Source organism: Providencia rettgeri (assembly GCF_013702265.1).
Lineage (GTDB): Bacteria > Pseudomonadota > Gammaproteobacteria > Enterobacterales > Enterobacteriaceae > Providencia > Providencia zhijiangensis.
This window is the reverse complement of sequence record NZ_CP059348.1, coordinates 98,325-124,058: the sequence shown is the minus strand read 5'-3', so window position 1 is coordinate 124,058 and position 25,734 is coordinate 98,325. Positions and strand designations below refer to the sequence as shown.

The 25,734-nt window shown below is 44.8% G+C and carries 18 protein-coding genes, 2 tRNA genes and 3 rRNA genes; 8 read left to right on the top strand and 15 right to left on the bottom strand.

What is annotated here, in order from left to right; translation table 11 throughout:
* Positions 1–2 precede the first annotated feature (2 nt).
* Complete coding sequence (gene yiiM, locus H0913_RS00525; RefSeq protein ID WP_181478622.1) at positions 3–683, bottom strand: 6-hydroxyaminopurine reductase; 681 nt, start codon at positions 681–683, stop codon at positions 3–5.
* Positions 684–825: 142 nt separating this feature from the next.
* A complete protein-coding gene (gene sodA, locus H0913_RS00520; protein WP_154602127.1) occupies positions 826–1,452 on the bottom strand; it encodes a superoxide dismutase [Mn] in 627 nt (208 codons plus the stop codon).
* Between the two features lie 397 nt (positions 1,453–1,849).
* On the opposite strand from sodA, the gene acs reads away from it, so the two are divergent.
* From acs to actP, 3 genes are all read left to right on the top strand, one after another.
* On the top strand, positions 1,850–3,805 hold the full coding sequence (gene acs, locus H0913_RS00515; RefSeq protein ID WP_181477777.1) for an acetate--CoA ligase: 1,956 nt from the start codon (positions 1,850–1,852) through the stop codon (positions 3,803–3,805).
* A 205-nt stretch (positions 3,806–4,010) separates the two neighbouring features.
* A complete protein-coding gene (locus H0913_RS00510; protein WP_006663518.1) occupies positions 4,011–4,322 on the top strand; it encodes a DUF485 domain-containing protein in 312 nt (103 codons plus the stop codon).
* Positions 4,319–5,968 carry a cation/acetate symporter ActP gene (gene actP, locus H0913_RS00505; RefSeq protein WP_154602125.1) on the top strand — a complete coding sequence of 550 codons (1,650 nt, stop codon included), beginning with the start codon at positions 4,319–4,321 and terminating at the stop codon, positions 5,966–5,968. The genes H0913_RS00510 and actP overlap by 4 nt, the downstream gene beginning before the upstream one ends.
* Before the next feature lie 58 nt (positions 5,969–6,026).
* On the opposite strand, the gene H0913_RS00500 is transcribed toward actP, so the two are convergent.
* The 6 genes from H0913_RS00500 to H0913_RS00475 all read right to left on the bottom strand — a co-directional run bounded on the left by H0913_RS00500 (position 6,027) and on the right by H0913_RS00475 (position 12,155).
* Positions 6,027–6,455 (bottom strand): hypothetical protein, encoded by a 429-nt coding sequence (locus H0913_RS00500; RefSeq protein ID WP_154627279.1) that lies wholly within the window; start codon positions 6,453–6,455, stop codon positions 6,027–6,029.
* Between the two features lie 450 nt (positions 6,456–6,905).
* Positions 6,906–7,021, bottom strand: a 5S ribosomal RNA gene (gene rrf, locus H0913_RS00495).
* A 141-nt stretch (positions 7,022–7,162) separates the two neighbouring features.
* Positions 7,163–10,063: ribosomal RNA gene (locus H0913_RS00490) — 23S ribosomal RNA — on the bottom strand.
* Positions 10,064–10,264: 201 nt separating this feature from the next.
* Positions 10,265–10,340 (bottom strand) — tRNA-Ala (locus H0913_RS00485).
* A 133-nt stretch (positions 10,341–10,473) separates the two neighbouring features.
* Positions 10,474–10,550: transfer RNA gene (locus H0913_RS00480), tRNA-Ile, on the bottom strand.
* A 65-nt stretch (positions 10,551–10,615) separates the two neighbouring features.
* A 16S ribosomal RNA gene (locus H0913_RS00475) occupies positions 10,616–12,155 on the bottom strand.
* Together the 16S, 23S and 5S rRNA genes with 2 tRNA genes alongside form the textbook arrangement of a ribosomal RNA operon.
* Positions 12,156–12,677: 522 nt before the next feature.
* On the opposite strand from H0913_RS00475, the gene H0913_RS00470 reads away from it, so the two are divergent.
* Positions 12,678–13,370: a FadR/GntR family transcriptional regulator gene (locus H0913_RS00470; protein ID WP_154603248.1), complete on the top strand. Its 693-nt coding sequence runs from the start codon at positions 12,678–12,680 to the stop codon at positions 13,368–13,370.
* A gap of 45 nt (positions 13,371–13,415) precedes the next feature.
* On the top strand, positions 13,416–14,822 hold the full coding sequence (mdtD, locus tag H0913_RS00465; protein WP_154603247.1) for a multidrug transporter subunit MdtD: 1,407 nt from the start codon (positions 13,416–13,418) through the stop codon (positions 14,820–14,822).
* Here the strand turns inward: mdtD and rbsR are convergent.
* From rbsR to rbsD, 6 genes are all read right to left on the bottom strand, one after another.
* Positions 14,819–15,820, bottom strand: coding sequence for a ribose operon transcriptional repressor RbsR (rbsR, locus tag H0913_RS00460; protein ID WP_181477776.1), 1,002 nt, complete (start codon positions 15,818–15,820; stop codon positions 14,819–14,821). The genes mdtD and rbsR overlap by 4 nt on opposite strands.
* 9 nt (positions 15,821–15,829) lie before the next feature.
* Entirely contained in the window at positions 15,830–16,753 is a 924-nt protein-coding gene (rbsK, locus tag H0913_RS00455) for a ribokinase (protein WP_154637906.1), read from the bottom strand.
* 103 nt (positions 16,754–16,856) lie between these two features.
* The gene (gene rbsB, locus H0913_RS00450; RefSeq protein WP_108479110.1) at positions 16,857–17,747 is read right to left on the bottom strand and encodes a ribose ABC transporter substrate-binding protein RbsB; all 891 of its coding nucleotides are present in this window, start codon (positions 17,745–17,747) and stop codon (positions 16,857–16,859) included.
* 39 nt (positions 17,748–17,786) lie between these two features.
* Complete coding sequence (rbsC, locus tag H0913_RS00445) at positions 17,787–18,749, bottom strand: ribose ABC transporter permease (protein WP_181477775.1); 963 nt, start codon at positions 18,747–18,749, stop codon at positions 17,787–17,789.
* Entirely contained in the window at positions 18,746–20,260 is a 1,515-nt protein-coding gene (rbsA, locus tag H0913_RS00440) for a ribose ABC transporter ATP-binding protein RbsA (RefSeq protein ID WP_181477774.1), read from the bottom strand. Before rbsA ends, rbsC begins: the two co-directional genes overlap by 4 nt.
* A 7-nt stretch (positions 20,261–20,267) precedes the next feature.
* Positions 20,268–20,687: a D-ribose pyranase gene (gene rbsD, locus H0913_RS00435; protein WP_108479112.1), complete on the bottom strand. Its 420-nt coding sequence runs from the start codon at positions 20,685–20,687 to the stop codon at positions 20,268–20,270.
* Between the two features lie 392 nt (positions 20,688–21,079).
* On the opposite strand from rbsD, the gene ravA reads away from it, so the two are divergent.
* Together ravA and viaA are read left to right on the top strand one after the other, a co-directional pair.
* Positions 21,080–22,603, top strand: a complete 1,524-nt coding sequence (gene ravA / locus H0913_RS00430; RefSeq protein WP_154603242.1) for an ATPase RavA — start codon at positions 21,080–21,082, stop codon at positions 22,601–22,603.
* Positions 22,600–24,057 (top strand): ATPase RavA stimulator ViaA, encoded by a 1,458-nt coding sequence (viaA, locus tag H0913_RS00425; RefSeq protein ID WP_181477773.1) that lies wholly within the window; start codon positions 22,600–22,602, stop codon positions 24,055–24,057. The genes ravA and viaA overlap by 4 nt, the downstream gene beginning before the upstream one ends.
* On the opposite strand, the gene asnA is transcribed toward viaA, so the two are convergent.
* Positions 24,058–25,050, bottom strand: a complete 993-nt coding sequence (gene asnA, locus H0913_RS00420; protein WP_181477772.1) for an aspartate--ammonia ligase — start codon at positions 25,048–25,050, stop codon at positions 24,058–24,060.
* Positions 25,051–25,211: 161 nt separating this feature from the next.
* On the opposite strand from asnA, the gene asnC reads away from it, so the two are divergent.
* The gene (gene asnC, locus H0913_RS00415; RefSeq protein ID WP_036950600.1) at positions 25,212–25,673 is read left to right on the top strand and encodes a transcriptional regulator AsnC; all 462 of its coding nucleotides are present in this window, start codon (positions 25,212–25,214) and stop codon (positions 25,671–25,673) included.
* Positions 25,674–25,734 lie beyond the last annotated feature (61 nt).

Genomic DNA, 25,734 nt, shown 5'->3' with positions numbered 1-25,734 from the left:
CATCAGCCGCGTCGACCAAATAAGCGGTGGCTAAATTCTTCAATTTTATGATGCTCTAACCGATTTTGCATCGTCAGGCTCCAACTCGCAGATAGCCCTGCCGCAGACAATAATCGACGGTACAACTCCTCATCATAGGGCGCATGGAAGGCTATCATAATCGCTTCTTGCATCGAGACATCACTATTACGGCTCAGTAGTTTTAGCGAGGTATCCGCACCGACAGTGCCACCTTTAATGACTCTATATAACCAGCCACAGCGACCTTCGTCCTGCATGATTTGAGCAAAGTTTTCTACGCCCGTTAACCCATTGAGTTTATAGCAAGGTGAACGCGGTTGGGTGACTTGAATGCGCGCATCACCCCAAGCATAAATATCACCGATAAAAACGTTTTCTTCGGTCATTCCTTGAGTTGACAGGTTTTCACCAAAAGCGGAGGGAAGGAATAAATCCTCTAATTGCGGGTATCGTTGTCGCCAAAATTCATAATGTTCTTGCGGGTAATGGCATAGCGCCCTATCTGGCCCACCGTGAAAACGCTTTTCTGCTTGTTCATCCCCTTCAATTCCTAAGCTGTTTAAGGTTAATACCCCATCCACGGCTCGCTTATGAATCGCACTCACGCCACAATGGGCTGTGCTTTGAATGGTACCAATAAAAACTTGAGGATGTATTTTCACCGTTTTGCTCCCGATAACCCCGCCAGAAAGAGTTTTCATCATAAAGAATGGCCATAGAGATAACAACGTTATACCGACGGTAAAAACAAAAAACGCGGCTCCGAAGAACCGCGCTTATCAAAAAAGTCAGTTAGCAAAAAAATTACTTGGTTTTTTCTGCGAAGCGTTTTGCTGCTTCATCCCAGTTCACAACTGACCAGAAGGCTTTGATGTAGTCAGGGCGACGGTTTTGATATTTCAGGTAGTAAGCGTGCTCCCAAACATCTAAACCAAGGATTGGGTAACCTGAAGCGCCAGAAATCGCTTCACCCATTAATGGGCTATCTTGGTTTGCAGTAGAGACCACAGCCAGTTTGCCATCGGCTTTTAATACCAACCATGCCCAACCAGAACCAAAACGGGAAGCTGCGGCTTTTTCGAACAGATCTTTAAAGGCATCAATGCTACCAAAATCACGCTCAATGGCGGCTTTCAGTTCGCCTTGCAGTTCGGTACCTAATTTTAACCCTTTCCAGAACAGGCTATGGTTTGAGTGGCCACCCGCGTTGTTACGTACAAAAGTACGTTGATCTGCTGGGATTTGGTCTAATTTTTGGATTAACACATCAATATCTAACCCCGCCAGTTCAGGCAGTTTTTCTAAGGCAGTATTGGTGTTATTCACGTAAGTTTGGTGGTGCTTGGTGTGATGGATTTCCATGGTTTGTTTATCAAAATGAGGTTCCAGCGCATCGTAAGCATAAGGTAAAGCAGGTAATGTGTAACTCATATTGTTTGTCTCCAGTGACTTATATTTCTACCTCACAGACTGAATTAGGATTTCAGTAACTGCGTGTTTTTAACCACGCACCCATTATAGTTATTTTATTGTTAATGAAAATCATTATCATATCCATGTGAATTCTGTGGATTTTTCCAACAACTATCATCAATAGATTATTCAGTAACTAATACCACTATAGTTCGCCTTTGTTTTTCTTTAATTCTAATGTTAGTTATATTTTTGAATTTTTATTTCAATCATGGATTTAGCATCAAATGATCATACTGCAAATCCCATTACTATTAATACGTGATCTTCCGCTCAAAAGAAAAACAAAATAACCATCCATACTTCAGTTAACTGTTTTTTGACATACTATTAACATCTGCAAGGAGATAATAATATGACACAAATAACTAAACATCCCGTTCCTGCTAATATTGCTAAAAATGCCCTGATAAACGAACAACAGTATAACGATGAGTACCAACGCTCGATTCAAGACCCCGAAGGATTTTGGGGCGAAAAAGGGAAAATCGTTGATTGGATTAAACCTTACACTCGCGTTAAGAACACCTCATTCGACCCTGGACACGTTAATATCCGCTGGTTCGAAGATGGCACTTTAAACCTGAGCGCTAACTGTTTAGACCGTCACCTAGCCACTCGTGGCGACCAAACCGCTATCATCTGGGAAGGGGATGACCCAACCCAATCAAAAAATATTACATACCGTGAACTGCATCATGATGTATGCCAGTTTGCAAACGTCCTGAAAAAACAAGGCATCCGCAAAGGGGATGTCGTCGCTATCTATATGCCAATGGTGGTTGAAGCCGCTGTCGCGATGCTGGCATGTGCGCGTATCGGCGCTATCCATACTGTCATCTTTGCCGGATTCTCCCCTGAGGCGGTCTCTGGACGCGTTATTGACTGTAAAGCCAAGCTTATCATCACCTCTGATGAAGGCTTGCGTGCAGGTCGCGCTATCCCACTGAAAAAGAACGTGGACGATGCACTGCAAAATCCACAAGTCACTACCGTCGCAAATGTGATTGTTTACCGCCGTACAGGTAATGCACCAAGCTGGATTGAAGGCCGTGACCTTTGGTGGCACGACGTTATCCAAGGCGTAAGCGCAGATTGCCCACCGGAAGAGATTAATGCGGAAGATCCACTGTTTATTCTCTACACTTCCGGCTCCACAGGTAAACCTAAAGGGGTTCTCCACACCACAGGCGGTTATCTGGTCTATGCAACACTGACATTCAAATACACCTTTGATTATCATGAAAATGAAGTCTACTGGTGTACGGCGGATGTGGGCTGGGTAACAGGTCATAGCTACCTGCTTTATGGGCCGTTATCTAATGGTGCAAAAACCTTAATGTTCGAAGGTGTGCCAAACTACCCAGCGGTTAACCGTATGGCTCAAGTCGTTGATAAGCACCAAGTCAATATCCTGTATACCGCACCAACCGCTATTCGTGCACTGATGGCGGAAGGTGATAAAGCGATTGAAGGCACCCAGCGCGATTCTTTACGTATTTTGGGATCGGTCGGTGAGCCAATCAACCCAGAAGCGTGGGAATGGTTCTACAAGAAAATGGGGAACAGCCGCTGCCCAGTGGTTGATACATGGTGGCAAACGGAAACTGGTGGCTTCATGATCACGCCACTACCGGGTGCGACAATGTTAAAACCAGGTTCGGCAACACTACCATTCTTTGGCGTTCGCCCTGCATTGGTTGATAACCTTGGCGAGCCTATCGATGGCGCAACAGAAGGTAACTTAGTTATTGTGGATTCTTGGCCGGGTCAAGCTCGTACCCTGTTTGGTGACCATGAACGCTTCGAACAAACCTATTTCTCCACCTTTAAAGGCATGTACTTTAGTGGTGATGGGGCGCGTCGTGATGAAGATGGCTATTACTGGATCACCGGTCGTGTTGATGACGTGCTGAATATTTCAGGTCACCGTTTAGGGACAGCAGAAATTGAATCCGCCCTCGTTTCACATCCGAAAGTGGCTGAAGCTGCAGTCGTGGGTATTCCTCATAGCATCAAAGGACAGGCAATCTACGCCTATGTCACCTTAATTTCTGGCGAGGAGCCATCCCCAGAGTTGTACACTGAAGTGCGCAATTGGGTTCGTAAAGAAATTGGCCCGATTGCCACGCCAGACGTTTTACATTGGACTGATTCTTTACCGAAAACGCGTTCCGGTAAGATCATGCGCCGTATCCTACGAAAAATTGCATCAGGTGATACCAGTAATTTTGGAGATACTTCCACACTGGCAGATCCAGGTGTTGTCGAAAAACTGCTAGAAGAAAAACAGTCAATGAGTATCTCGTAGCTATTTAAATAGTTGTGTAGATAGCTCATGGCACTACAGGTCGCCTTCGGGCGACCTAAAATCAATACTCAGCATCACTCAATCAGCAGAAAGTAGAGTCTGACCGAATACCCAGTTAATTCCTTGGGTAGCCATGTGTCGCCCTAAAATCCGCCTTTTGAGCTATCAGAGTATGCCAATAATACAATAACAGAGGAGAACTCTGATGAATGCTACTGCTTACGAAAAGGTCGAGGCGAACCCTCTCTTTCAAGAATTAGTGAGAAAACGTAGTCGCTTTTCATGGTTGTTATCTGCAATAACGTTAGTTCTGTATGTTGGTTTTATCTTTCTTATCGCGTTTGATCCAAGCTGGTTAGGTACCCCAATCACTGAAGGTTCCTACATCACCCGCGGTATTCCTGTGGGCGTTGGGCTGATTGTGATCTCGTTTATCTTAACGGGTTTATATGTCATCCGAGCCAACAGCGAATTTGACCGCTTAACCGCCGAAATATTAAAAGAGGTAGAAAAATGAAAGTCTTGCTCTCACTTATTCTGTTTTTTACCTCGTCAATGGCGCTCGCTGATGCCCTGACAGGCAATGTTGAACGTCAACCTGTCAATGTTCAAGCCATAGTGATGTTCTTGCTGTTTGTGGGCTTTACACTCTATATCACTTACTGGGCTTCAAAGAGAACACGATCTCGCTCTGACTACTATACTGCCGGCGGAAAAATTACAGGTTTCCAAAATGGAATGGCGATTGCGGGTGACTTTATGTCCGCAGCTTCATTCTTAGGGATCTCCGCACTGGTTTATACCTCGGGATACGATGGGCTTATCTACTCCATCGGTTTCTTAATTGGCTGGCCAATTATTCTGTTCTTAATTGCCGAGCGCTTACGAAATTTAGGTCGCTATACTTTCGCGGATGTTGCGTCATATCGATTACAACAAAGACCTATCCGCATTCTGTCTGCAATGGGTTCATTGGTGGTTGTGGCACTGTACCTAATCGCTCAGATGGTTGGAGCAGGAAAACTGATTGAGCTGTTATTTGGGCTTAACTACCACATTGCCGTCGTGATTGTTGGGATATTGATGGTTCTGTATGTGCTATTCGGCGGGATGCTTGCAACGACATGGGTACAGATCATCAAAGCCATTTTGTTACTCGCAGGGGCAACCTTCATGGCTGTTATGGTCATGAAACATGTCGGCTTCAACTTCAATACGTTATTTAAAGAAGCCGTTGAAGTACATAAAAATGGTATCGCCATTATGAGCCCTGGAGGACTGGTTTCTGACCCAATATCCGCCTTGTCTCTTGGGTTAGCCTTAATGTTCGGTACGGCAGGTTTACCTCACATCATTATGCGCTTCTTCACCGTTAGTGACGCGAAAGAAGCCCGTAAGAGCGTGTTTTACGCGACTGGGTTCATCGGTTACTTCTACATTCTGACATTTATCATCGGTTTCGGGGCTATCGTTCTGGTTAGCTCAAATCCTGACTTTAAAGATGCAGCAGGCGCCTTAATCGGTGGTACCAACATGGCAGCGGTACACCTCGCTGATGCCGTGGGTGGAAACTTCTTCCTTGGGTTTATCTCCGCGGTTGCTTTCGCCACCATTCTCGCTGTTGTTGCTGGTTTAACATTGGCGGGTGCGTCTGCGGTTTCCCACGACCTGTATGCGATGGCGATTAAAAATGGTAAAGCCGATGAGCGCGATGAATTGCGCGTATCAAAAATTACCGTGGTGATCCTCGGTTTTGTAGCGATTGGGTTAGGGATTTTGTTCGAGAAACAAAATATTGCCTTCATGGTGGGCTTGGCCTTCTCTATCGCGGCAAGCTGTAACTTCCCAATTATCTTGCTATCAATGTATTGGAGCAAGTTAACCACTCGGGGAGCGCTTGCAGGTGGTTGGTTAGGCTTGATAACCGCTGTCGTACTCATGATCTTAGGTCCAACAATCTGGGTGACTATTCTGCATCATGAAAAACCAATTTACCCTTATGAATACCCTGCATTCTTCTCATTGATTGTCGCATTTACTGCATCATGGCTATTCTCAGTAACCGATAATTCAGAGAGAGGCAAAATGGAAAGAGCTCGCTTTAAAGAGCAGTTTGTACGCTCACAAATTGGCTTAGGGATTGAGCAAGGCAAATCTCACTAAATTCATCGATAGAAACAAAAAAGCGACCCAAATGAGTCGCTTTTTTTAATGCTTAGAATTAATTGGCGTAAGATCGTTTTTCTATTGCTAGCCAATCTTCTACTGAAGTGTAAAAACCTTGAGGATTACTTTGCTTTTCAGCGAGTAACTTTTGATACTCCGCTTTATCTTTAGGGGTATAACGTGAAAGTAGCTGTTCCAACATAGGGCGTTTATCAACAAACTTCGTCCCGATTCTAAAGCTTTTATATAAACCAGCCGCAATTCCAATACTAAGAACAACCACTGAGACAATCGCCATCGCGTTATTCTCTAACCCAAGATGATTTTTCACCATCACGAGTAAAGAGAAAGGTACAAAAAACATGACTAGCAGTGAAAGGATAATGGCGCCATCTTGCCCATTATTAAATTCATTCTCTTGCTGTTTATTCACAGAAATAATCTGCTCAAAAATCTGGCTATTGTGACTTTTCATTTTATTCATATAACCCACCTATTTGATGAATGCTCATCTTCTTTCAGCTAAATTTAACAATTCAACATCTTAATTGATTAAAAACAACCATTTTTAATAGTATATGAATAATGGAATTAAACATCAATTTAACAATATTTACCTATTATATTTTACATTAGGCCAGCTATAGGAGGTTATCGAATAAAAACTAGAGAAGGAATAATGTGTTAGATGCTTAAATGATAATCAATTAATTTCTATGAGAGATTATTAATTTTAATCAATCATGAGAATGGTGGTTTTTATGGCTGGTTTTTTATAGCTAGGATAACGACTTTTCGTTGGATCACTGCAACGCTGATCATCAGATGGAGGTATTCTTTGAGTAAGAATAACCCAGTATAGGGACTTCCTGCAATTTTCAGTACCCCAAACGCAAAAAAGCCACCCAATGGGTGGCTTCTCGGCTAATTTAATGTCTGGCAGTTCCCTACTCTCACATGGGGAGACCCCACACTACCATCGGCGCTACGGCGTTTCACTACTGAGTTCGGCATGGGGTCAGGTGGGACCACCGCGCTATTGCCGCCAGACAAATTCTGTTTATTCCCGTTTAGCCTTTAATCCACTAAACCAGAATATCAATCCTGAACAAGCTGTTGTGTCCACCTTTCGGCTTCCCACTTTATTGAATCAACTTTAATCTCTCATCTCGAAAACACCTTCGGTGTTGTCAGGTTAAGCCTCACGGTTCATTAGTATTGGTTAGCTCAACGTATCGCTACGCTTACACACCCAACCTATCAACGTCTTAGTCTTAAACGTTCCTTTAGGACCCTTAAAGAGTCAGGGAAGACTCATCTCAAGGCAAGTTTCCCGCTTAGATGCTTTCAGCGGTTATCTCTTCCGCACTTAGCTACCGGGCAATGCCATTGGCATGACAACCCGAACACCAGTGGTGCGTCCACTCCGGTCCTCTCGTACTAGGAGCAGCCCCTTTCAATCTTCCAACGCCCACGGCAGATAGGGACCGAACTGTCTCACGACGTTCTAAACCCAGCTCGCGTACCACTTTAAACGGCGAACAGCCGTACCCTTGGGACCTACTTCAGCCCCAGGATGTGATGAGCCGACATCGAGGTGCCAAACACCGCCGTCGATATGAACTCTTGGGCGGTATCAGCCTGTTATCCCCGGAGTACCTTTTATCCGTTGAGCGATGGCCCTTCCATACAGAACCACCGGATCACTAAGACCTACTTTCGTACCTGCTCGAGCCGTCACTCTCGCAGTCAAGCTGGCTTATGCCTTTGCACTAACCGCATGATGTCCGACCATGCTTAGCCAACCTTCGTGCTCCTCCGTTACTCTTTGGGAGGAGACCGCCCCAGTCAAACTACCCACCAGACACTGTCCGCACCCCGATAATGGGGCTACGTTAGAACATCAAACATTAAAGGGTGGTATTTCAAGGTTGGCTCCACGCAGACTGGCGTCCACGCTTCAAAGCCTCCCACCTATCCTACACATCAAGGCTCAATGTTCAGTGTCAAGCTATAGTAAAGGTTCACGGGGTCTTTCCGTCTTGCCGCGGGTACACTGCATCTTCACAGCGAGTTCAATTTCACTGAGTCTCGGGTGGAGACAGCCTGGCCATCATTACGCCATTCGTGCAGGTCGGAACTTACCCGACAAGGAATTTCGCTACCTTAGGACCGTTATAGTTACGGCCGCCGTTTACTGGGGCTTCGATCAAGAGCTTCTCCTTACGGATAACCCCATCAATTAACCTTCCAGCACCGGGCAGGCGTCACACCGTATACGTCCACTTTCGTGTTTGCACAGTGCTGTGTTTTTAATAAACAGTTGCAGCCAGCTGGTATCTGCGACTGGCTTCAGCTCCATGGTAAACCTTCACCTAATGCCAGCGTGCCTTCTCCCGAAGTTACGGCACCATTTTGCCTAGTTCCTTCACCCGAGTTCTCTCAAGCGCCTGAGTATTCTCTACCTGACCACCTGTGTCGGTTTGGGGTACGATTAATGATAATCTAGAGCTTAGAGGCTTTTCCTGGAAGCGGGGTATAGCTACTTCGCCACCGTAGTGACTCGTCATCAGACCTCAGCATATAGTGAACCGGATTTGCCTAATTCACCTGCCTACATCCTTAAACCGGGACAACCGTCGCCCGGCCAGCCTAACCTTCTCCGTCCCCCCATCGCAATTATCACCAGTACGGGAATATTAACCCGTTTCCCATCGACTACGCATTTCTGCCTCGCCTTAGGGGTCGACTCACCCTGCCCCGATTAACGTTGGACAGGAACCCTTGGTCTTCCGGCGTGCGGGTTTTTCACCCGCATTATCGTTACTTATGTCAGCATTCGCACTTCTGATACCTCCAGCATGCCTCACAGCACACCTTCACAGGCTTACAGAACGCTCCCCTACCCAACAATATTTACATATCGCTGCCGCAGCTTCGGTGCATAGTTTAGCCCCGTTACATCTTCCGCGCAGGCCGACTCGACCAGTGAGCTATTACGCTTTCTTTAAATGATGGCTGCTTCTAAGCCAACATCCTGGCTGTCTGAGCCTTCCCACTTCGTTTCCCACTTAACTATGACTTTGGGACCTTAGCTGGCGGTCTGGGTTGTTTCCCTCTTCACGACGAACGTTAGCACCCGCCGTGTGTCTCCCGTGATAACATTCTTCGGTATTCGTAGTTTGCATCGAGTTGGTAAGTCGGGATGACCCCCTAGTCGAAACAGTGCTCTACCCCCGAAGATGAGTTCACGAGGCGCTACCTAAATAGCTTTCGGGGAGAACCAGCTATCTCCCGGTTTGATTGGCCTTTCACCCCCAGCCACAAGTCATCCGCTAATTTTTCAACATTAGTCGGTTCGGTCCTCCAGTTAGTGTTACCCAACCTTCAACCTGCCCATGGCTAGATCACCGGGTTTCGGGTCTATACCCTGCAACTCATTCGCCCAGTTAAGACTCGGTTTCCCTACGGCTCCCCTATACGGTTAACCTTGCTACAGAATATAAGTCGCTGACCCATTATACAAAAGGTACGCAGTCACACCACAAGGGTGCTCCCACTGCTTGTACGTACACGGTTTCAGGTTCTATTTCACTCCCCTCGCCGGGGTTCTTTTCGCCTTTCCCTCACGGTACTGGTTCACTATCGGTCAATCAGGAGTATTTAGCCTTGGAGGATGGTCCCCCCATATTCAGACAGGATAACACGTGTCCCGCCCTACTCGTCGAGTTCACAACACTAACACCTTCGGATACGGGGCTATCACCCTTTACTGCCGGCCTTTCCAGACCGTTCTCCTGATGCTAATGCTGATTAAGACTCTGGGCTGCTCCCCGTTCGCTCGCCGCTACTAGGGGAATCTCGGTTGATTTCTTTTCCTCGAGGTACTGAGATGTTTCAGTTCCCTCGGTTCGCCTCGTTTGACTATGTATTCATCAAACGATAGTGCAACGAATTGCACTGGGTTTCCCCATTCGGAAATCGTCGGTTATAACGGTTCATATCACCTTACCGACGCTTATCGCAGATTAGCACGTCCTTCATCGCCTCTGATTGCCTAGGCATCCACCGTGTACGCTTAGTCGCTTAACCTCACAACCCGAAGGTGTCTTTATCAACTGACCCGACGGTCAATTGAACACATTCAAGTTGAGATTTTTGAGAGACTCTCACATTGTTTAAGCGATAAACAATGTGCGTTGTTTTCAATTTTCAGCTTGTTCCAGATTGTTAAAGAGCATAATTATTCGCAATAGACTATTTCTAATCTATTCTGAATAATCAGAAAGTTTATGGTGGAGCTAAGCGGGATCGAACCGCTGACCTCCTGCGTGCAAGGCAGGCGCTCTCCCAGCTGAGCTATAGCCCCATAAAGGTATTTCCAGTATCGAGTCTTTCATTAAGAAAGAATTTTGAGTTAAATTGAATTTAGGCAAGGCATAACTTGGCGACGTTTACATTTGGTAAACGAGCTGAGTTATAACGAAGCATCAATTCGATTTTGGTAGGCCTGAGTGGACTTGAACCACCGACCTCACCCTTATCAGGGGTGCGCTCTAACCACCTGAGCTACAAGCCTATCGATACCGTTACTCTATTTCATCAGACAATCTGTGTGAGCACTTCACAAGTACACTTCAATGGTAAGGAGGTGATCCAACCGCAGGTTCCCCTACGGTTACCTTGTTACGACTTCACCCCAGTCATGAATCACAAAGTGGTAAGCGCCCCCCGAAGGTTAAGCTACCTACTTCTTTTGCAACCCACTCCCATGGTGTGACGGGCGGTGTGTACAAGGCCCGGGAACGTATTCACCGTAGCATTCTGATCTACGATTACTAGCGATTCCGACTTCATGGAGTCGAGTTGCAGACTCCAATCCGGACTACGACGTACTTTATGAGTTCCGCTTGCTCTCGCGAGGTCGCTTCTCTTTGTATACGCCATTGTAGCACGTGTGTAGCCCTACTCGTAAGGGCCATGATGACTTGACGTCATCCCCACCTTCCTCCGGTTTATCACCGGCAGTCTCCTTTGAGTTCCCACCATCACGTGCTGGCAACAAAGGATAAGGGTTGCGCTCGTTGCGGGACTTAACCCAACATTTCACAACACGAGCTGACGACAGCCATGCAGCACCTGTCTCAGAGTTCCCGAAGGCACTAAAGCATCTCTGCTAAATTCTCTGGATGTCAAGAGTAGGTAAGGTTCTTCGCGTTGCATCGAATTAAACCACATGCTCCACCGCTTGTGCGGGCCCCCGTCAATTCATTTGAGTTTTAACCTTGCGGCCGTACTCCCCAGGCGGTCGATTTAACGCGTTAGCTCCGGAAGCCACTCCTCAAGGGAACAACCTCCAAATCGACATCGTTTACAGCGTGGACTACCAGGGTATCTAATCCTGTTTGCTCCCCACGCTTTCGCACCTGAGCGTCAGTCTTTGTCCAGGGGGCCGCCTTCGCCACCGGTATTCCTCCACATCTCTACGCATTTCACCGCTACACATGGAATTCTACCCCCCTCTACAAGACTCTAGCTGACCAGTCTTAGATGCCATTCCCAGGTTAAGCCCGGGGATTTCACATCTAACTTAATCAACCGCCTGCGTGCGCTTTACGCCCAGTAATTCCGATTAACGCTTGCACCCTCCGTATTACCGCGGCTGCTGGCACGGAGTTAGCCGGTGCTTCTTCTGTTGGTAACGTCAATCGCTGATGATATTAGCATCAACGCCTTCCTCCCAACTGAAAGTACTTTACAACCCTAAGGCCTTCTTCATACACGCGGCATGGCTGCATCAGGCTTGCGCCCATTGTGCAATATTCCCCACTGCTGCCTCCCGTAGGAGTCTGGGCCGTGTCTCAGTCCCAGTGTGGCTGATCATCCTCTCAGACCAGCTAGGGATCGTCGCCTTGGTGAGCCATTACCTCACCAACTAGCTAATCCCATATGGGTTCATCCGATAGCGCAAGGACCGAAGTTCCCCTGCTTTGCTCCTAAGAGATTATGCGGTATTAGCTACCGTTTCCAGTAGTTATCCCCCTCTATCGGGCAGATCCCCATACATTACTCACCCGTCCGCCGCTCGTCAGCGAGAAGCAAGCTTCCCCTGTTACCGCTCGACTTGCATGTGTTAGGCCTGCCGCCAGCGTTCAATCTGAGCCATGATCAAACTCTTCAATTAAAAAGCTTGATGCTCAAAGAATGTTTACTGTCGTTTGATTTCCGAAGAAACCAAATTACCTATTAGTTCATATATATGAATTAACGTGTTAGTCACTCTTCAAGACTTAAAATCAAATATTTTTTGATAGTGTCCTGTGAGTGCCCACACAGATTGTCTGATAAATTGTTAAAGAGCGGTGCGACTTCATCTTTCGACTTTAGGTCGTTGTCGCGAGGTGTCGTATACTACGTTTTTTATTTAGAAAGTCAAGCGATTATTTTCAACTATTTTCTTTCTTCACCTCTGTTATCACGGGGCTTCGAGGTTTTCTTCGAGCCGGTTTGTCGTGACAACGGATGCGCATTATAGGGAGCTCGAAAAATCTCGCAAGTGTTTTTTTACATATTTATTTCGTTCGCGCTTTTTTTAGCCAAATATGGCTTAATAGCGTAAATTACTACTGTTTTTTGACTATTTCAGCAGCAATAATTGATTTACTCACGTAACATATCATTGATTAGTATCTGTATGAGATGAATTATGGAATTGAGCAAGCAACAAAATGCCTCACAAAAAAACCTCTCTTTTATTATTGCGCGAAGTCTTGGACAGCTCATATTAAAAGGCACCTACTTATCTGACTCTATTCTTCCCAGCGAATTAGAATTATCAAAGCAATTTAATGCCAGCCGAACCGCCATAAGAGAAGCCATTAAAACATTAGCTGCAAAAGGCATGGTTTTAGCTCGTCCTCGAATTGGCACACGAGTCATGCCCGCATCGAATTGGAACTTTCTCGACCAAGACTTATTAAATTGGTGGATTAACAGCGAAGAAAAGTCGGTGGTGATTAAACACTTTCAAGTTGTTCGTCTCGCCATTGAGCCTCAAGCTTGCTATCTCGCTGCACTGAATGCCACAGAAGAACAAAAACAGTCTCTACAATTACTATCAAATGAAATGGTAACCTTAGAAAAAGAGTTCGATAGGCCTCACTGGATAAAAATTGATTTTCGTTTTCATCTCACTATCTATCGGGCGTGCTGTAATCCTTTTTTAATTTCGTTCGCGAATCTGTTTAGGTCTGTGTATCAGCTTTATTTTGATGCAATAACAGAAAATGATGCGATTGAAGTGGAACTTCATCAACAACTTGCCGATGCTATTATTAATGGCAATAGCCGTGAAGCTTACGATCTCTGCTATACCTTATTAACGACAATGAACAAATAAGCTAACAGAACGAATTCGCTCACCAAATTTATCGATAGGTAACGGATGTTTAAAACTGCTAAAAATATGTCGGGTTTGCCATGGATTGCCGCAATGGCTTTCTTTATGCAAGCGTTAGATGCCACGATATTGAATACGGCACTGCCCGATATTGCCAAAAGTTTGCATCACTCTCCATTAGCGATGCAATCTGCCGTGGTGAGCTATACCCTAACAGTTGCACTGTTAATTCCGGTGAGTGGTTGGTTTGCCGATAGGTTTGGTACTCGACGTATCTTTATTATTGCAGTTTCTCTGTTTTCTTTAGGATCATTGCTCTGCGCCCTTTCCCCTTCATTAACAGTGCTAGTTATTTCTCGCGTTATCCAAGGAATTGGCGGGGCGATGATGATGCCAGTGGCACGACTTGCATTAATTCGGGCGTATCCGCGAAGTGAACTTCTGCCTATATTGAATTTTGTCACTATCCCTGGATTAGTCGGCCCCATCTTAGGGCCTCTGTTGGGTGGTATTCTCGTCACCTATGCCACATGGCATTGGATATTCATTATTAATATCCCTATTGGTGTACTTGGGATTGTGTATGCATTAAAGCATATGCCTGATTTTAAAATGCCAAAACGTAAATTTGATACCCTTGGCTTTCTTTTATTTGGATTTGGCTTAGTCATGCTTTCCGTCAGTTTGGATCTGTTTGGCGATAAATCACTGTCGAGCTATGTTCCTTTGGCTATTGTTCTGGGCGGTTTTCTTTGTCTTCTTCTTTATATACTCCACGCAAGGCGCATTAAGCACGCCATTATTCCGCTTAACTTATTTAAGACGAGAACCTTCTCCATCGGTATTAGCGGTAACATCGCCACTCGATTAGGTACTGGAAGCATTCCATTCCTAATGCCATTGATGCTGCAAGTGGGATTTGGTTATGAAGCCGTTGTCGCGGGGATGATGATGGCTCCACTGGCCATTGGCTCGATTACGGCAAAATCCGCAGTCACAAGAATTCTAACCCGATTTGGATACCGTAATACGCTATTTACTGTCACGGTGATTATTGGGTTGATGGTCTCGCAGTTTTCGCTGCAATCTCCAGATATGTCGATTTACCTGCTTATCGTTCCATTGTTTGTTTTAGGAATGGTGATGTCTACGCAATTCACGGCTATGAATACCATTTGCCTAGCGGATTTAACGGATAATAATGCTAGCGCCGGCAACAGTATGCTAGCAGTAACTCAGCAACTTTCGATTAGCTTTGGGATCGCGGTGAGCGCCACCATTTTGAGCTTTTTTGATAACCAACCAAACAGTAATGTCGTGGATAACTTCCATTACACCTTTATTACTATCGGAGCTATCACGTTACTTTCTGCCTTTGTGTTTCTATTACTCAGTAAAACCGATGGCGATAATTTAATTAAAGGCAAAAAATCTGAGAAAACGCAGAATTAGCGTTTCCTCACTGATTGGCGTTCCACGAGTTTTGGCGTTAAGACTAAAACGGATGGTTCTGCATCTGGGTTATCCATTCGATAAATAAGCTGGTTAACCGCTTGCTGACCAAGTTCGTCCTTTGGCTGATGAACAGTGGTGAGTGGTGGGATCATATAAGAAGAAAGTGCAATATCGTCATAACCAATAATGGAAATGTCGTCAGGCACTTTCATGCCTTTTTGGTAAATCGCTTGGTAAGCACCGACCGCCATTGCATCATTCCCCGCAAAAATAGCATCTGGGGGATTTGGTAGCGCCAAAAGCTTATTCATCGAATCAAATCCACCTGAAAACTCAAAATCACTAAAGATAATATATTCTTCGTGGATCTTGAGAGATGCGGCCTTCATGGCATGAAGGAAACCTTGATAACGCGCTTGCGCTGGGGATTTATCTTGAGGGCCAGCAATGCAGGCAATTCGAGTAAAACCCGCATCAATTAAATGACGCGTGGCAATTTCACCGCCGAGGAACGAGTTATCCTGAATAATATCTCCGGCTGATTCAAACGGAGACCAGTCCATCATCACCGTCGGAACAGATGGATAACGGGAAAATACGGCTTTGGATGGGCCTTGCGCTTCAGTGCACATAATAAGAAGCCCATCGACGCGTTTTTGCAAAAGGGTTTCTAAGCTATGATCCATTCGCTTGAAATCCCCTTCGGTGTTGCACAGGATCAAACTGTAACCCAATTCGTAGCAACTACGTTCTACACCACGCACGACTTCCGCATAAAACGGGTTGTTACTGGCGGTCAGTAACATTCCGATGGTATTGGTGCGGTTCATCTTCAAACTTCTCGCTAAGGCCGATGGCGCATAGTTGAGTTGTTCGATGGCACTTTTTACCCGTGAAGTGACGCTTTCGCTAACATAGCGATTTTTGTTGATAACATGGGAGACGGTGGATGTTGACACGCCAGCAAGGCGAGCAACATCTTTCATTGTTGCCACAAATTAATCCTATTGAAGAAGAAACTGGTCTATTTCATTACGCCATGGAACAGAAGGTTGTGCACCGGGACGCGTCACTGCAATTGCGGCAGCCGCATGGGCAAAGACAATCGCATCTTCATCGGATTGACCTTCAAGTAGCGCAGTTACATACGCCCCATTGAATGTATCACCTGCTGCAATGGTGTCCACCGCTTTCACTTTAAAGCCTGGAATTATTTTCCCTTGCTTGCCTGATTCACTGTACCAAACCCCTCTGGCGCCCAATGTAATCATCACTTTATTAATGCCTTTTTGATGCAGTGCTTGCGCTGCTTTTTGTGCGCCTTCTTCATCATTAACAGCGATGCCCGTTAAATGCTCCGCTTCCGTTTCATTCGGCGTGATCACATCCACCAGCGACAGTAGCGAATCTGGCAACGCTTGTGCAGGCGCTGGGTTTAAAATCACTTGAGTTTGGTGTTTACGCGCGATCTCAGCGGCCATTTGAACAGTTTCAATCGGGGATTCAAGCTGCATCAATAAAGCATCAGCATCGATAATTTTTTGCTGATATGCGGCCAGTCGTTCTGTAGAAAGATAACCATTGGCTCCCGCATTGATCCCAATAATATTTTCGCCTTGCTCGTTTACATAAATGAGTGCAACACCCGTTGTTTCACCAGCAACTGAATCAATACAATCAATCTTAATTGTATCTTTTTGCAGCTGTTTTTTGATACTAACACCGACATCGTCATCACCGACACAAGCAATAAATGTGATATCAGCGCCACTACGACCTGCGGCTACCGCTTGGTTGGCACCTTTGCCACCGAAAGCAACTTGGTAACTATCACCTCTTACTGTTTCGCCAGGCTGGGGAAACTGCTGCACATTGAGAATGTGGTCAACGTTGATACTACCTAAAACAACCAGTTTAGCTGCTGCCATCACATTTATGTCCTTTTGCTACGCAATTAAACAAACCGCCGCAAAGTTTCACGGCGATTTATCAATCTTATTGTTTTATCAAGGATAATTATTTTATATAGAACTATTGTTTTACCACGAGTTCTAATTCAACAGGAACTGTTGCTTCGACTTTTTCACCTTTTAATACTTTATCTGCGATCTGCACTCCAACAATACCAATTTGATCTGGACGTTGAGCAATTGTCGCTCCGAGCTTTCCACCTTGAACTGCTTTGATACCGTCATTTGTGCCATCAAAACCAACCACTAGCACATCATCACGGCCGGCAGTTTGTAATGCTCTTAATGCACCTAATGCCATTTCATCGTTTTGAGCAAAAACAGCCTGAACAGCAGGGTGTGCCGTCAATAAGTTTTGCATAACGTTCAAGCCTTTGGTTCTGTCGAAATCTGCAGGCTGGCTCGCTAATACGTTGAATTTATGTTCTTTAGCACCCGTATTGAAACCTTCACCACGTTCACGAGCAGCCGACGTTCCTGAAATTCCTTCTAATTGAATAACTTTGGCATCATTGCCCGTTTTCTTAGCGATAAAATCTGCTGCCATTTTTCCGCCCATGCGGTTATCAGAGGCAACATGGCTCACCACTTCACCTTTGTTCGCAGCACGGTCTAAAGTGATCACTGGAATTTTCGCTTTGTTTGCCATCAGGATAGAGTTACCCACAGCATCAGAGTCTGTTGGGTTGATCAGCATTAACTTAGTACCACGAACTGTTAAATCTTGGACGTTCGCTAACTCTTTCGCTGGGTTATCTTGAGAATCCAAAACAATCAGTTCATAACCCAGTTTGTCCGCTTCTTTTTGTGCCGCATCTTTCATGGTCACAAAGAATGGGTTATTCAGGGTTGAAATAACCAGCGCGATACTCTCTTTGGCCATCGCGTTCACACTGACGGTTGCTGTTAGTGCAAAAGCGGTAAATAAAGTCGCTAATTTATTCAGTTTCATAAGAAAATTCCTGTCGTTATCGGGTAGGGGTCAGAATCACTATTTTTTGTTATCAACAAGTACAGCTAATAAAATCACAACGGCTTTTACGATCATTTGGTAGTTCGAGGAAATACCTAATAAGTTCAAACCATTGTTTAAGAAACCAAGGATCAGCGCACCAATCAGCGTACCAACAATGCGCCCTTTACCACCAGCGAGGCTTGTGCCACCCAGTACCACCGCAGCAATCGCATCCAGTTCATAACCGTTACCCGCCATTGGCTGAGCAGAAGATAAACGTGCAACTTCAATCACACTCGCCAGCGCTGCTAATAAACCACACAGGGAGTAAACGATAATTTTAATTTTATCGACATTAATACCGGATAAGCGGGTCGCTGATTCATTTCCACCTAACGCATAGATATAACGACCTAAGCGAGTGTGGTGCAGCATATACCATGCTGCAACAAAGACGATAACCATTAACCATACTGGGGTAGGAATACCTAATGGGCGACCGATACCAAACCAACCAAATAAATCGGCGTTATCGCTAAAACCCGTATTGATTGGGCTGCCATCGGTATAAACACGGGTTACACCACGTAGTAATAGCATCATGACCAATGTGGCGATAAAAGCTTGGACTTTACCTTTTGCGACAATCACCCCTGTGCATGCACCAATGGCAGCACCGAGCGCTAATGCTCCCGCGACAGCAACAAAGGCATTCACATCAGCGCCGACCATCGATGCGGCTACCGCACCAGTTAATGCCAATAGAGATCCCACAGACAAATCAATGCCTGAAGTCAGAATCACTAACGTCATGCCCACTGCCATAATCGCGTTTACAGAAGTCTGTTGTAGGATGTTAAACAGGTTGTTGACCGTAAAAAAGTTAGGACTTAGGGTTGAAACAATCGCAATTAAGACTAATAGGGCGATTAATGATTTTTGCTCCATTAGCCATGCTTTGCTGAAGTAGCGTTTTGATGGTGCGGTTGTTGAACTCATGCTGTTAACTCCTGAACTGAGCCGTAATTTTTACCGACTGCGGCCGCCATTAAGGCTTCCTGCGTTGCTTCTTTGGCAGAGAATTCGCCACTGATATGCCCTTCATGCATAACCAAAATGCGATCGCTCATCCCAATCACTTCAGGCATTTCTGAAGATACAAGGATGATACTCAGCCCTTCTTTTTTAAATTGGTTGATTAGTTGGTAGATCTCTTTTTTTGCCCCAACGTCGACACCACGGGTTGGCTCATCAAGGATAAGCACTTTCGGTCGTGTCATTAATCCACGGGCAATAGCCACTTTTTGCTGGTTACCACCAGATAAATTTCCAATGATTTGGTCCATGGATGGGGTTTTAATATTAAATAAGCGGATAAAATCCCCCACGGTCATTTGCTCTTCGCCATGTTTTAATGTGCCGCCAAAGTGGCTGAAGTAACCTAATGCCGTTAAGGACATATTTTCTTTTACTGACATCCCCAGAACTAAACCATCGCGCTTACGGTCTTCCGAAATATAAACGATGCCGTTATTCAAACCATCTTGCGGGGTTTTTAAGGTAACGTTTTTACCTTCTAAATGGATATTGCCGGATTTTTTCGGGGCTGCACCGTAGATGATTTTCATCAGCTCCGTACGTCCTGCGCCCATCAAACCTGAAACACCTAAAATTTCACCGCTTTTTAGCGTGAAACTGGCATTGGTGACACCGGGGCCAGAAACATTTTCAACTTGGAGACGAATATCACCAACAGGCACATCAACTCGCGGATATTGGTCTTCCAGTTTGCGGCCTACCATCATCTCAATCAGTTTTTCTTCTTCTAATTCACTGACGGGCTTTTCGCCAATAAACTGACCGTCGCGAAAAACGGTCACATCGTCGCAAATTTCGAAAATTTCTTTTAAACGATGAGAGATATACACAATGCCGCAGCCTTGAGATTTTAAATCTTCAATCACGCGAAAGAGTGAGGCAGTTTCGGTATCGGTAAGTGCGTCTGTCGGTTCATCCATAATGATGACTTGAGACTGAAAGCTGAGAACTTTGGCAATTTCCACCATTTGTTGTTCACCGATGGATAATTCCGCGATGGTTTGGTGGCTATCGTAATCAAGGTTTAATCGTTGGAGCAGTTTGTCTGACTCGCTGAACATTTTTTTCCAGTCGATTTTGCCGAATCTATTTACAAATTCACGACCTAGAAAGATGTTTTCAGCGATAGTCAGTTCGGGAATTAAATTCAGTTCTTGGTGAATGATCCCGATCCCGGCTTCTTGGGAGCTTTTCGGGCCATTAAACGCCACTTCTTTACCAAGGTAACGGATCGCGCCCGCGTCTTTGTTGTAGATCCCCGTGAGCACTTTCATCATGGTGGATTTACCGGCACCATTTTCTCCTACCAGCGCCATGACTCGACCAGGGTAGACTTTTAAGGCGGCTCCCGAGAGGGCTTTTACACCGGGGAAGGCTTTATCAATGCCGATAAGTTCTAATAAAGGTTGCATAGTCACCTCAGAAAGTCACACCAGAACAAAGAATGATATTAGCGTATGGTGAACATTCCCCTGTTCGGATCACCGCTTTGCTTTCATGAGTGCGTTGCTTGAAATGTTCATGACTGCAATAGATGACTTCAATGTGGTTTCCCTGTGCCGCTTCCAATTCATGAAGATGGGCTAAAATGGCTTTTTCCATTTGCGGATTTATTTTGCTGATTTCTTGAGCAAGTATCGCTTTTTCTACCTGCATTTCTTGGGTGATCACCCGCAAAACAGACATAAAATCCGGTAGTCCTTGCGTCACAGCGAGGTCAATACGTTCAGCGCTGGCTGGAATTGGCAGGCCGGCATCACCCAGCGTGATATGGTCGGTATGACCCAGTTTGGCAATCACGGAAGCAACATTTGAGTTAAGCAACATACCTTTCTTCATTCTTTACCACCGTTTTTAGTCTATTTTTTCTACTTTTGGGTTCCGGCTCTGTATGAGCGAAACGTTTCGCTTATACAATGATAGTAAAGAATAGTCACAACTCAATGTTCTTATCTTGGTTTTGTGATCACCATCGAAACGTTTCGTTAGCCTATTTTTACGCATAAAAAGCTAACTTATTGAATAAGTTGTCGCTGAATCGTTCCTGCTTAATTAATACTCAGTTGTTCGTTACAAGTTAGATTTGTTGCTATTTATCCTAAATAACATCAAAGAAAAATCATAAAACTGATTGCACAATGAATAAAAGGACGGATAACCTAGCAATAGCGTGGTCAATAACCATCTCCCTCTAACCCTTAGACGAGTTATTTAGAGAAAAGGAACACCTTATGCAATTAGCAGAACGGATAGCCCAATTAAGCAACTACCTTGAAGGTGGTTTGTATGAACGCCAGCAAGCTATTCGTTTGTGTTTGCTCGCCACGCTCAGTGGTGAAAGTGTGTTTTTGCTGGGACCGCCGGGGATAGCGAAAAGCTTAATTGCCCGCCGCATGAAATATGCCTTCCGCCAAGCAAATGCGTTTGAATATTTAATGACGCGTTTTTCTACCCCTGAAGAGATTTTTGGTCCACTTTCCATTCAAGCCTTAAAAGATGAAGGGCGTTATGAGCGTTTAACCAAAGGATACCTGCCCGATGCGGAAGTGGTGTTTTTGGATGAGATTTGGAAAGCAGGCCCTGCCATTTTAAATACCTTACTGACCGCCATTAATGAGCGCAAATTCCGTAATGGGGATGAAGAAAAAAACATCCCCATGCGTTTGCTAGTCACTGCATCCAACGAGCTACCCGATGCGGATAATAGCCTTGAAGCGCTGTTTGATAGGATGTTGCTGCGAATTTGGCTGGATAAAGTCCAAGAGAAACAAAATTTCCGCGCGTTGCTGACTGGCAAATCTCAGCAAGAAGAGAATTTGGTTCCTGATCACCTAAAAATCAGTGAAGAAGAGTATCGAGAATGGCAAAAAGAAATTCCCAAGGTTTCGCTGCCCGATCACTGTTTTGAATTGATTTACCAATTACGCCAACAGATTGATGCCACAGAGAAGAATCTGTATGTCTCTGATAGACGTTGGAAAAAAGCCGTTTATTTATTACAGGCTAGCGCCTTCTTTAATGGTCGAAACTCAGTTTCGCCGTTGGATATTGTGCTGCTCAAAGATTGCCTATGGCATGATATGCAGTCAATGAACTTACTGCCGCAATTGCTCAAGTCATTAGTGCAGGAAGATGGCTGGCAACAGCGTAAATTTACGCGAGAAATAGAACAAGTTTACCAACAGTGGATGTCATCCACCCAAGATCAAAATAACCAAGATGCGTTTAAAGTTTTAAAAAATAACGCAATGTTTGCGCGAAAAGCCTCTTATGTCTTGCCTGATAATATTAGCGAAGGGCGCGTAACCCTATTTTTGCATCGTCCATTGCAGCTACATAATATGAAAGTGACCTTTATTACCACCGAGAAAAAATCACTGGTGAATTTCCTCAATAAAGGCACCACCTTATCAGCTCATCTTAATGGGATTGGTTTCGCACAAGAGCTGGCGGCTGAAGTGAATAATTTAAACCAAATTCAGCTGTTAGATGTTAGCCATCAAGCATCGACCTTATATTTACAAGATAAAAACCCTACAGCGGCGCCGACAACCAATAATAAAGAATGGCTAGATAAGCTTGATGCCATCCAAAACGAGATCCAAGGGGCGAAATACCAATTTGAGAAGCAGCAACCTAACCTGTTTATCGAGGCGCATTGGCTCGCTGATGTTGAAGAGAGCTTTATTAAACTGAGCGATAAATTGACCCAACTCCGCCAGCAAATTATGGGAAAGGTGGCTAATTCACTATGATGAGCCTAGCGTCCCTCGAATTATTGCTTTCAGTGAATGAAAGCCAGCTGATTGAAGAGATTATTATTTCCCTTCTCGCCACCCCACAGCTGGCAGTTTTCTTTGAAAAGCATCCTCGATTGAAAAAGGCACTATTAAAAGATCTCTCCAGTTGGAAAAAAGACCTTAAACAGAAGCTGCAAGATGCGTTAGTTCCTCAGCAACTTTCTGAAGAGTTTGGGCTATATCAGAAGTCATTGGGCATCCCCACTGATACGTTTTTCACGCAATTACCCGATGTGATAGCACGGCTCGAGCAGTTAGATTCCCCGTTTTACCGTGAAGCCCTACAGCTGCAAAAGGGAAAAATTGAAAATCGCAGTGCGCGGCAATCTTTGATTGTTCAGCGTTGGCGTATTAGTTTGATTTTGCAGGTGACTACATTACATAAAGAACTCTTAGAGCAAGAAAAAGAGCAACTGCTGGCGGAATTACAGCGCCGTTTAGCACTGAGCGGCAATCTTGAGGATATTCTAGGGGAAAATGAACGTTCATCAGGGCGATTATGGGATCTGAGTAAAGGGTTTAGTAACCCAGCGTCTTATAATGATCAGTTAATCGCTCGCTACAGTGATTTTTTGCGCCAGCAACCCGAGCTGGAAAAAATTGCTCAGTTACTCGGACGTAGCCAATCTGCTAAGTCTATTCTTGATGATAATGTGATCCTTGAGCCAATGACGGTGATGGAAAAAGTTCCCGAAACCGTCCCAGAACAAGTGAATGGCTTAAACCAGAGTGACGATATTCTGCGGTTATTACCGGCTGAGCTTGCGATGTTAGGGCTCGAAGATATTGAATTTGAGTTCTACCGCAAGTTATTAGAAAAGCAGCTTATTACTTATCGCTTACAAGGAGAAAGCTGGCAAGAACGCAAAGTTTTACGCCCAGTCACCCATCATCAACATGAAGACCAGCCCAGAGGGCCATTTGTCGTGTGTATCGATACTTCAGGTTCTATGGGTGGAATCAATGAACGCTGTGCAAAAGCGTTCTGTCTGGCCTTAATGAAAATCGCGCTGGCGGATAACCGAGCTTGCCACGTGATGCTGTTTTCCACTGAAATTGTTCATTACGATCTTCTCTCTGCGGATGGCTTAGAACAATGTATGCGCTTCTTGCATCAAACATTCCGTGGTGGAACAGACTTGGCGGCATGTTTACGAGAAACAACGGTAAAATTAGAGTCAAAGCAGTGGAGTGATGCCGATGCGGTTGTCATTTCAGACTTTGTGGCTCAACGCTTACCGGATGAGTTAATTCAGAAGATTAAATCCCTTCAGAAGGTTGGTAAATACCGCTTCCATGCGGTATCAGTCTCAAATTATGGGAAGCCCGGTATCATGAAGATATTTGATCATATCTGGCGCTTTGATACAGGGCTAAAAAGCCGACTACTGCGCCGTTTTAATCGCTAATTACAGCATATCTTCAACAGTTTCAGCCATTTCAGGTGACCAAACCCCACACTGAACCTGACCGATATGTTGACGTTGCAGCAGTAACATCACTAAGCGAGATTGGCCAATACCGCCACCGATAGATTGTGGCATTTCACCTTTAACTAACGCTTGGTGCCATTCCAGCTCCATACGTTTTTCATCACCCGTTAATCCGAGTTGGCGAGTTAAGCACTCAGGGCTTACACGGATCCCCATTGAAGAGATCTCAAATGCGTCTTGCAATACTGGGTTCCAAACAATGATGTCACCGTTTAAGCCTTTGAAGCCATCTTCGTTTTCGGTTGTCCAGTCATCGTAGTCTGGTGCACGCACATCGTGGGATTCGCCGCTTGACAGTTTTCCACCGATACCGATTAAGAATACCGCACCCAGTTCTTTCGCAATCGCACGTTCACGACCTTTTGCGTCTAAGTCAGGGTAACGTTTTAGCAGCTCTTCGCTGTGGATAAAGTGAATTTGGTCTGGCAGGAACGGTGCCAGTCCAAATTCTTTACTTACGGCAGCTTCTGTTTCTTTTATTGCCTTATAGATTTTACCCACTGTCTGCTTCAGATAAGGAAGCGTACGATCCTCATCTGCCATCACTTTTTCCCAATCCCACTGGTCAACATAGACGGAGTGGATTGGGGTTAAGCGATCCTCGTCCGGACGCAACGCTTTCATGTGTGTGTACAAGCCTTGACCTTCGCTGAAACCAAAACGACCTAAGGTTTTGCGTTTCCATTTAGCCAAGGAGTGAACCACTTCAAACGTTGAACCAGGAATTGATTTCACTTTTACCTGAACGGCTTTTTCGCAGCCTGATAAGTTGTCTTGTGTACCATCACCTAAACGGCTCAGGATAGGACCTTGAACTTCAATTAAGCCAAGCTCTTTTTCAAGTAAACGTGAGAAATAGGATTTCACAAAGCTGATTTGTTGCTGATGTTCGATGAATGACTTGTCCATAATTTTACCCATAATTTGTTAGCTGTAATTAGCCGATGTGTAGATTAAGCAACAAAACGAGGTATAAATTCAATATCCATCATTAAAAAAAGCCTTTACTGTTTATTTTGATTAAAAAAATGGGTATAAAAATGAATAATCATCAAAATGAGGGCTAAATAATGCCGGAAAATTATCAAATCGATAATCTCGATCGTGACATACTTCACGAATTAATGGTCAATGCACGTACACCTTATGCTGAACTCGCCAAAAAATTCTCGGTAAGTCCTGGAACCATTCATGTACGCGTGGAAAAAATGAAGCAGGCTGGGATCATAAAAGGAACTCGTATCGATATCAGCGCAAAACAGTTGGGTTTTGATGTCTGCTGCTTTATAGGGATCATTTTAAAAAGTGCCAAGGATTATCATACTGCCCTCAAAAAGCTGGATGCTTTAGAGGAAGTCGTAGAGGTTTACTATACGACGGGTCAATACAGTATCTTTATTAAGGTAATGTGCCGCTCGATAGATTCCCTTCAAGACGTACTTATCAACAAAATTCAGACTATCGATGAAATACAATCAACCGAAACGCTGATCTCCTTACAGAACCCGATCATGCGAACGATCACCCCGTAGAAAAAAAATGATATAACCACATTATCCACAGGTAGATCCCAGCTCATTCACAGCGTACAAT

Coding starts and splice junctions, on each gene's coding strand:
- rbsA (WP_181477774.1), bottom strand. CDS start 20,260: ATGCAACCTTTATTAGAACTTATCGGCATTGATAAAGCCTTCCCCGGT.
- acs (WP_181477777.1), top strand. CDS start 1,850: ATGACACAAATAACTAAACATCCCGTTCCTGCTAATATTGCTAAAAAT.
- rbsB (WP_108479110.1), bottom strand. CDS start 17,747: ATGAAACTGAATAAATTAGCGACTTTATTTACCGCTTTTGCACTAACA.
- ravA (WP_154603242.1), top strand. CDS start 21,080: ATGCAATTAGCAGAACGGATAGCCCAATTAAGCAACTACCTTGAAGGT.
- mdtD (WP_154603247.1), top strand. CDS start 13,416: ATGTTTAAAACTGCTAAAAATATGTCGGGTTTGCCATGGATTGCCGCA.
- rbsC (WP_181477775.1), bottom strand. CDS start 18,749: ATGAGTTCAACAACCGCACCATCAAAACGCTACTTCAGCAAAGCATGG.
- rbsK (WP_154637906.1), bottom strand. CDS start 16,753: ATGGCAGCAGCTAAACTGGTTGTTTTAGGTAGTATCAACGTTGACCAC.
- rbsD (WP_108479112.1), bottom strand. CDS start 20,687: ATGAAGAAAGGTATGTTGCTTAACTCAAATGTTGCTTCCGTGATTGCC.
- sodA (WP_154602127.1), bottom strand. CDS start 1,452: ATGAGTTACACATTACCTGCTTTACCTTATGCTTACGATGCGCTGGAA.
- H0913_RS00470 (WP_154603248.1), top strand. CDS start 12,678: ATGGAATTGAGCAAGCAACAAAATGCCTCACAAAAAAACCTCTCTTTT.
- viaA (WP_181477773.1), top strand. CDS start 22,600: ATGATGAGCCTAGCGTCCCTCGAATTATTGCTTTCAGTGAATGAAAGC.
- asnC (WP_036950600.1), top strand. CDS start 25,212: ATGCCGGAAAATTATCAAATCGATAATCTCGATCGTGACATACTTCAC.
- asnA (WP_181477772.1), bottom strand. CDS start 25,050: ATGGACAAGTCATTCATCGAACATCAGCAACAAATCAGCTTTGTGAAA.
- H0913_RS00500 (WP_154627279.1), bottom strand. CDS start 6,455: ATGAATAAAATGAAAAGTCACAATAGCCAGATTTTTGAGCAGATTATT.
- actP (WP_154602125.1), top strand. CDS start 4,319: ATGAAAGTCTTGCTCTCACTTATTCTGTTTTTTACCTCGTCAATGGCG.
- H0913_RS00510 (WP_006663518.1), top strand. CDS start 4,011: ATGAATGCTACTGCTTACGAAAAGGTCGAGGCGAACCCTCTCTTTCAA.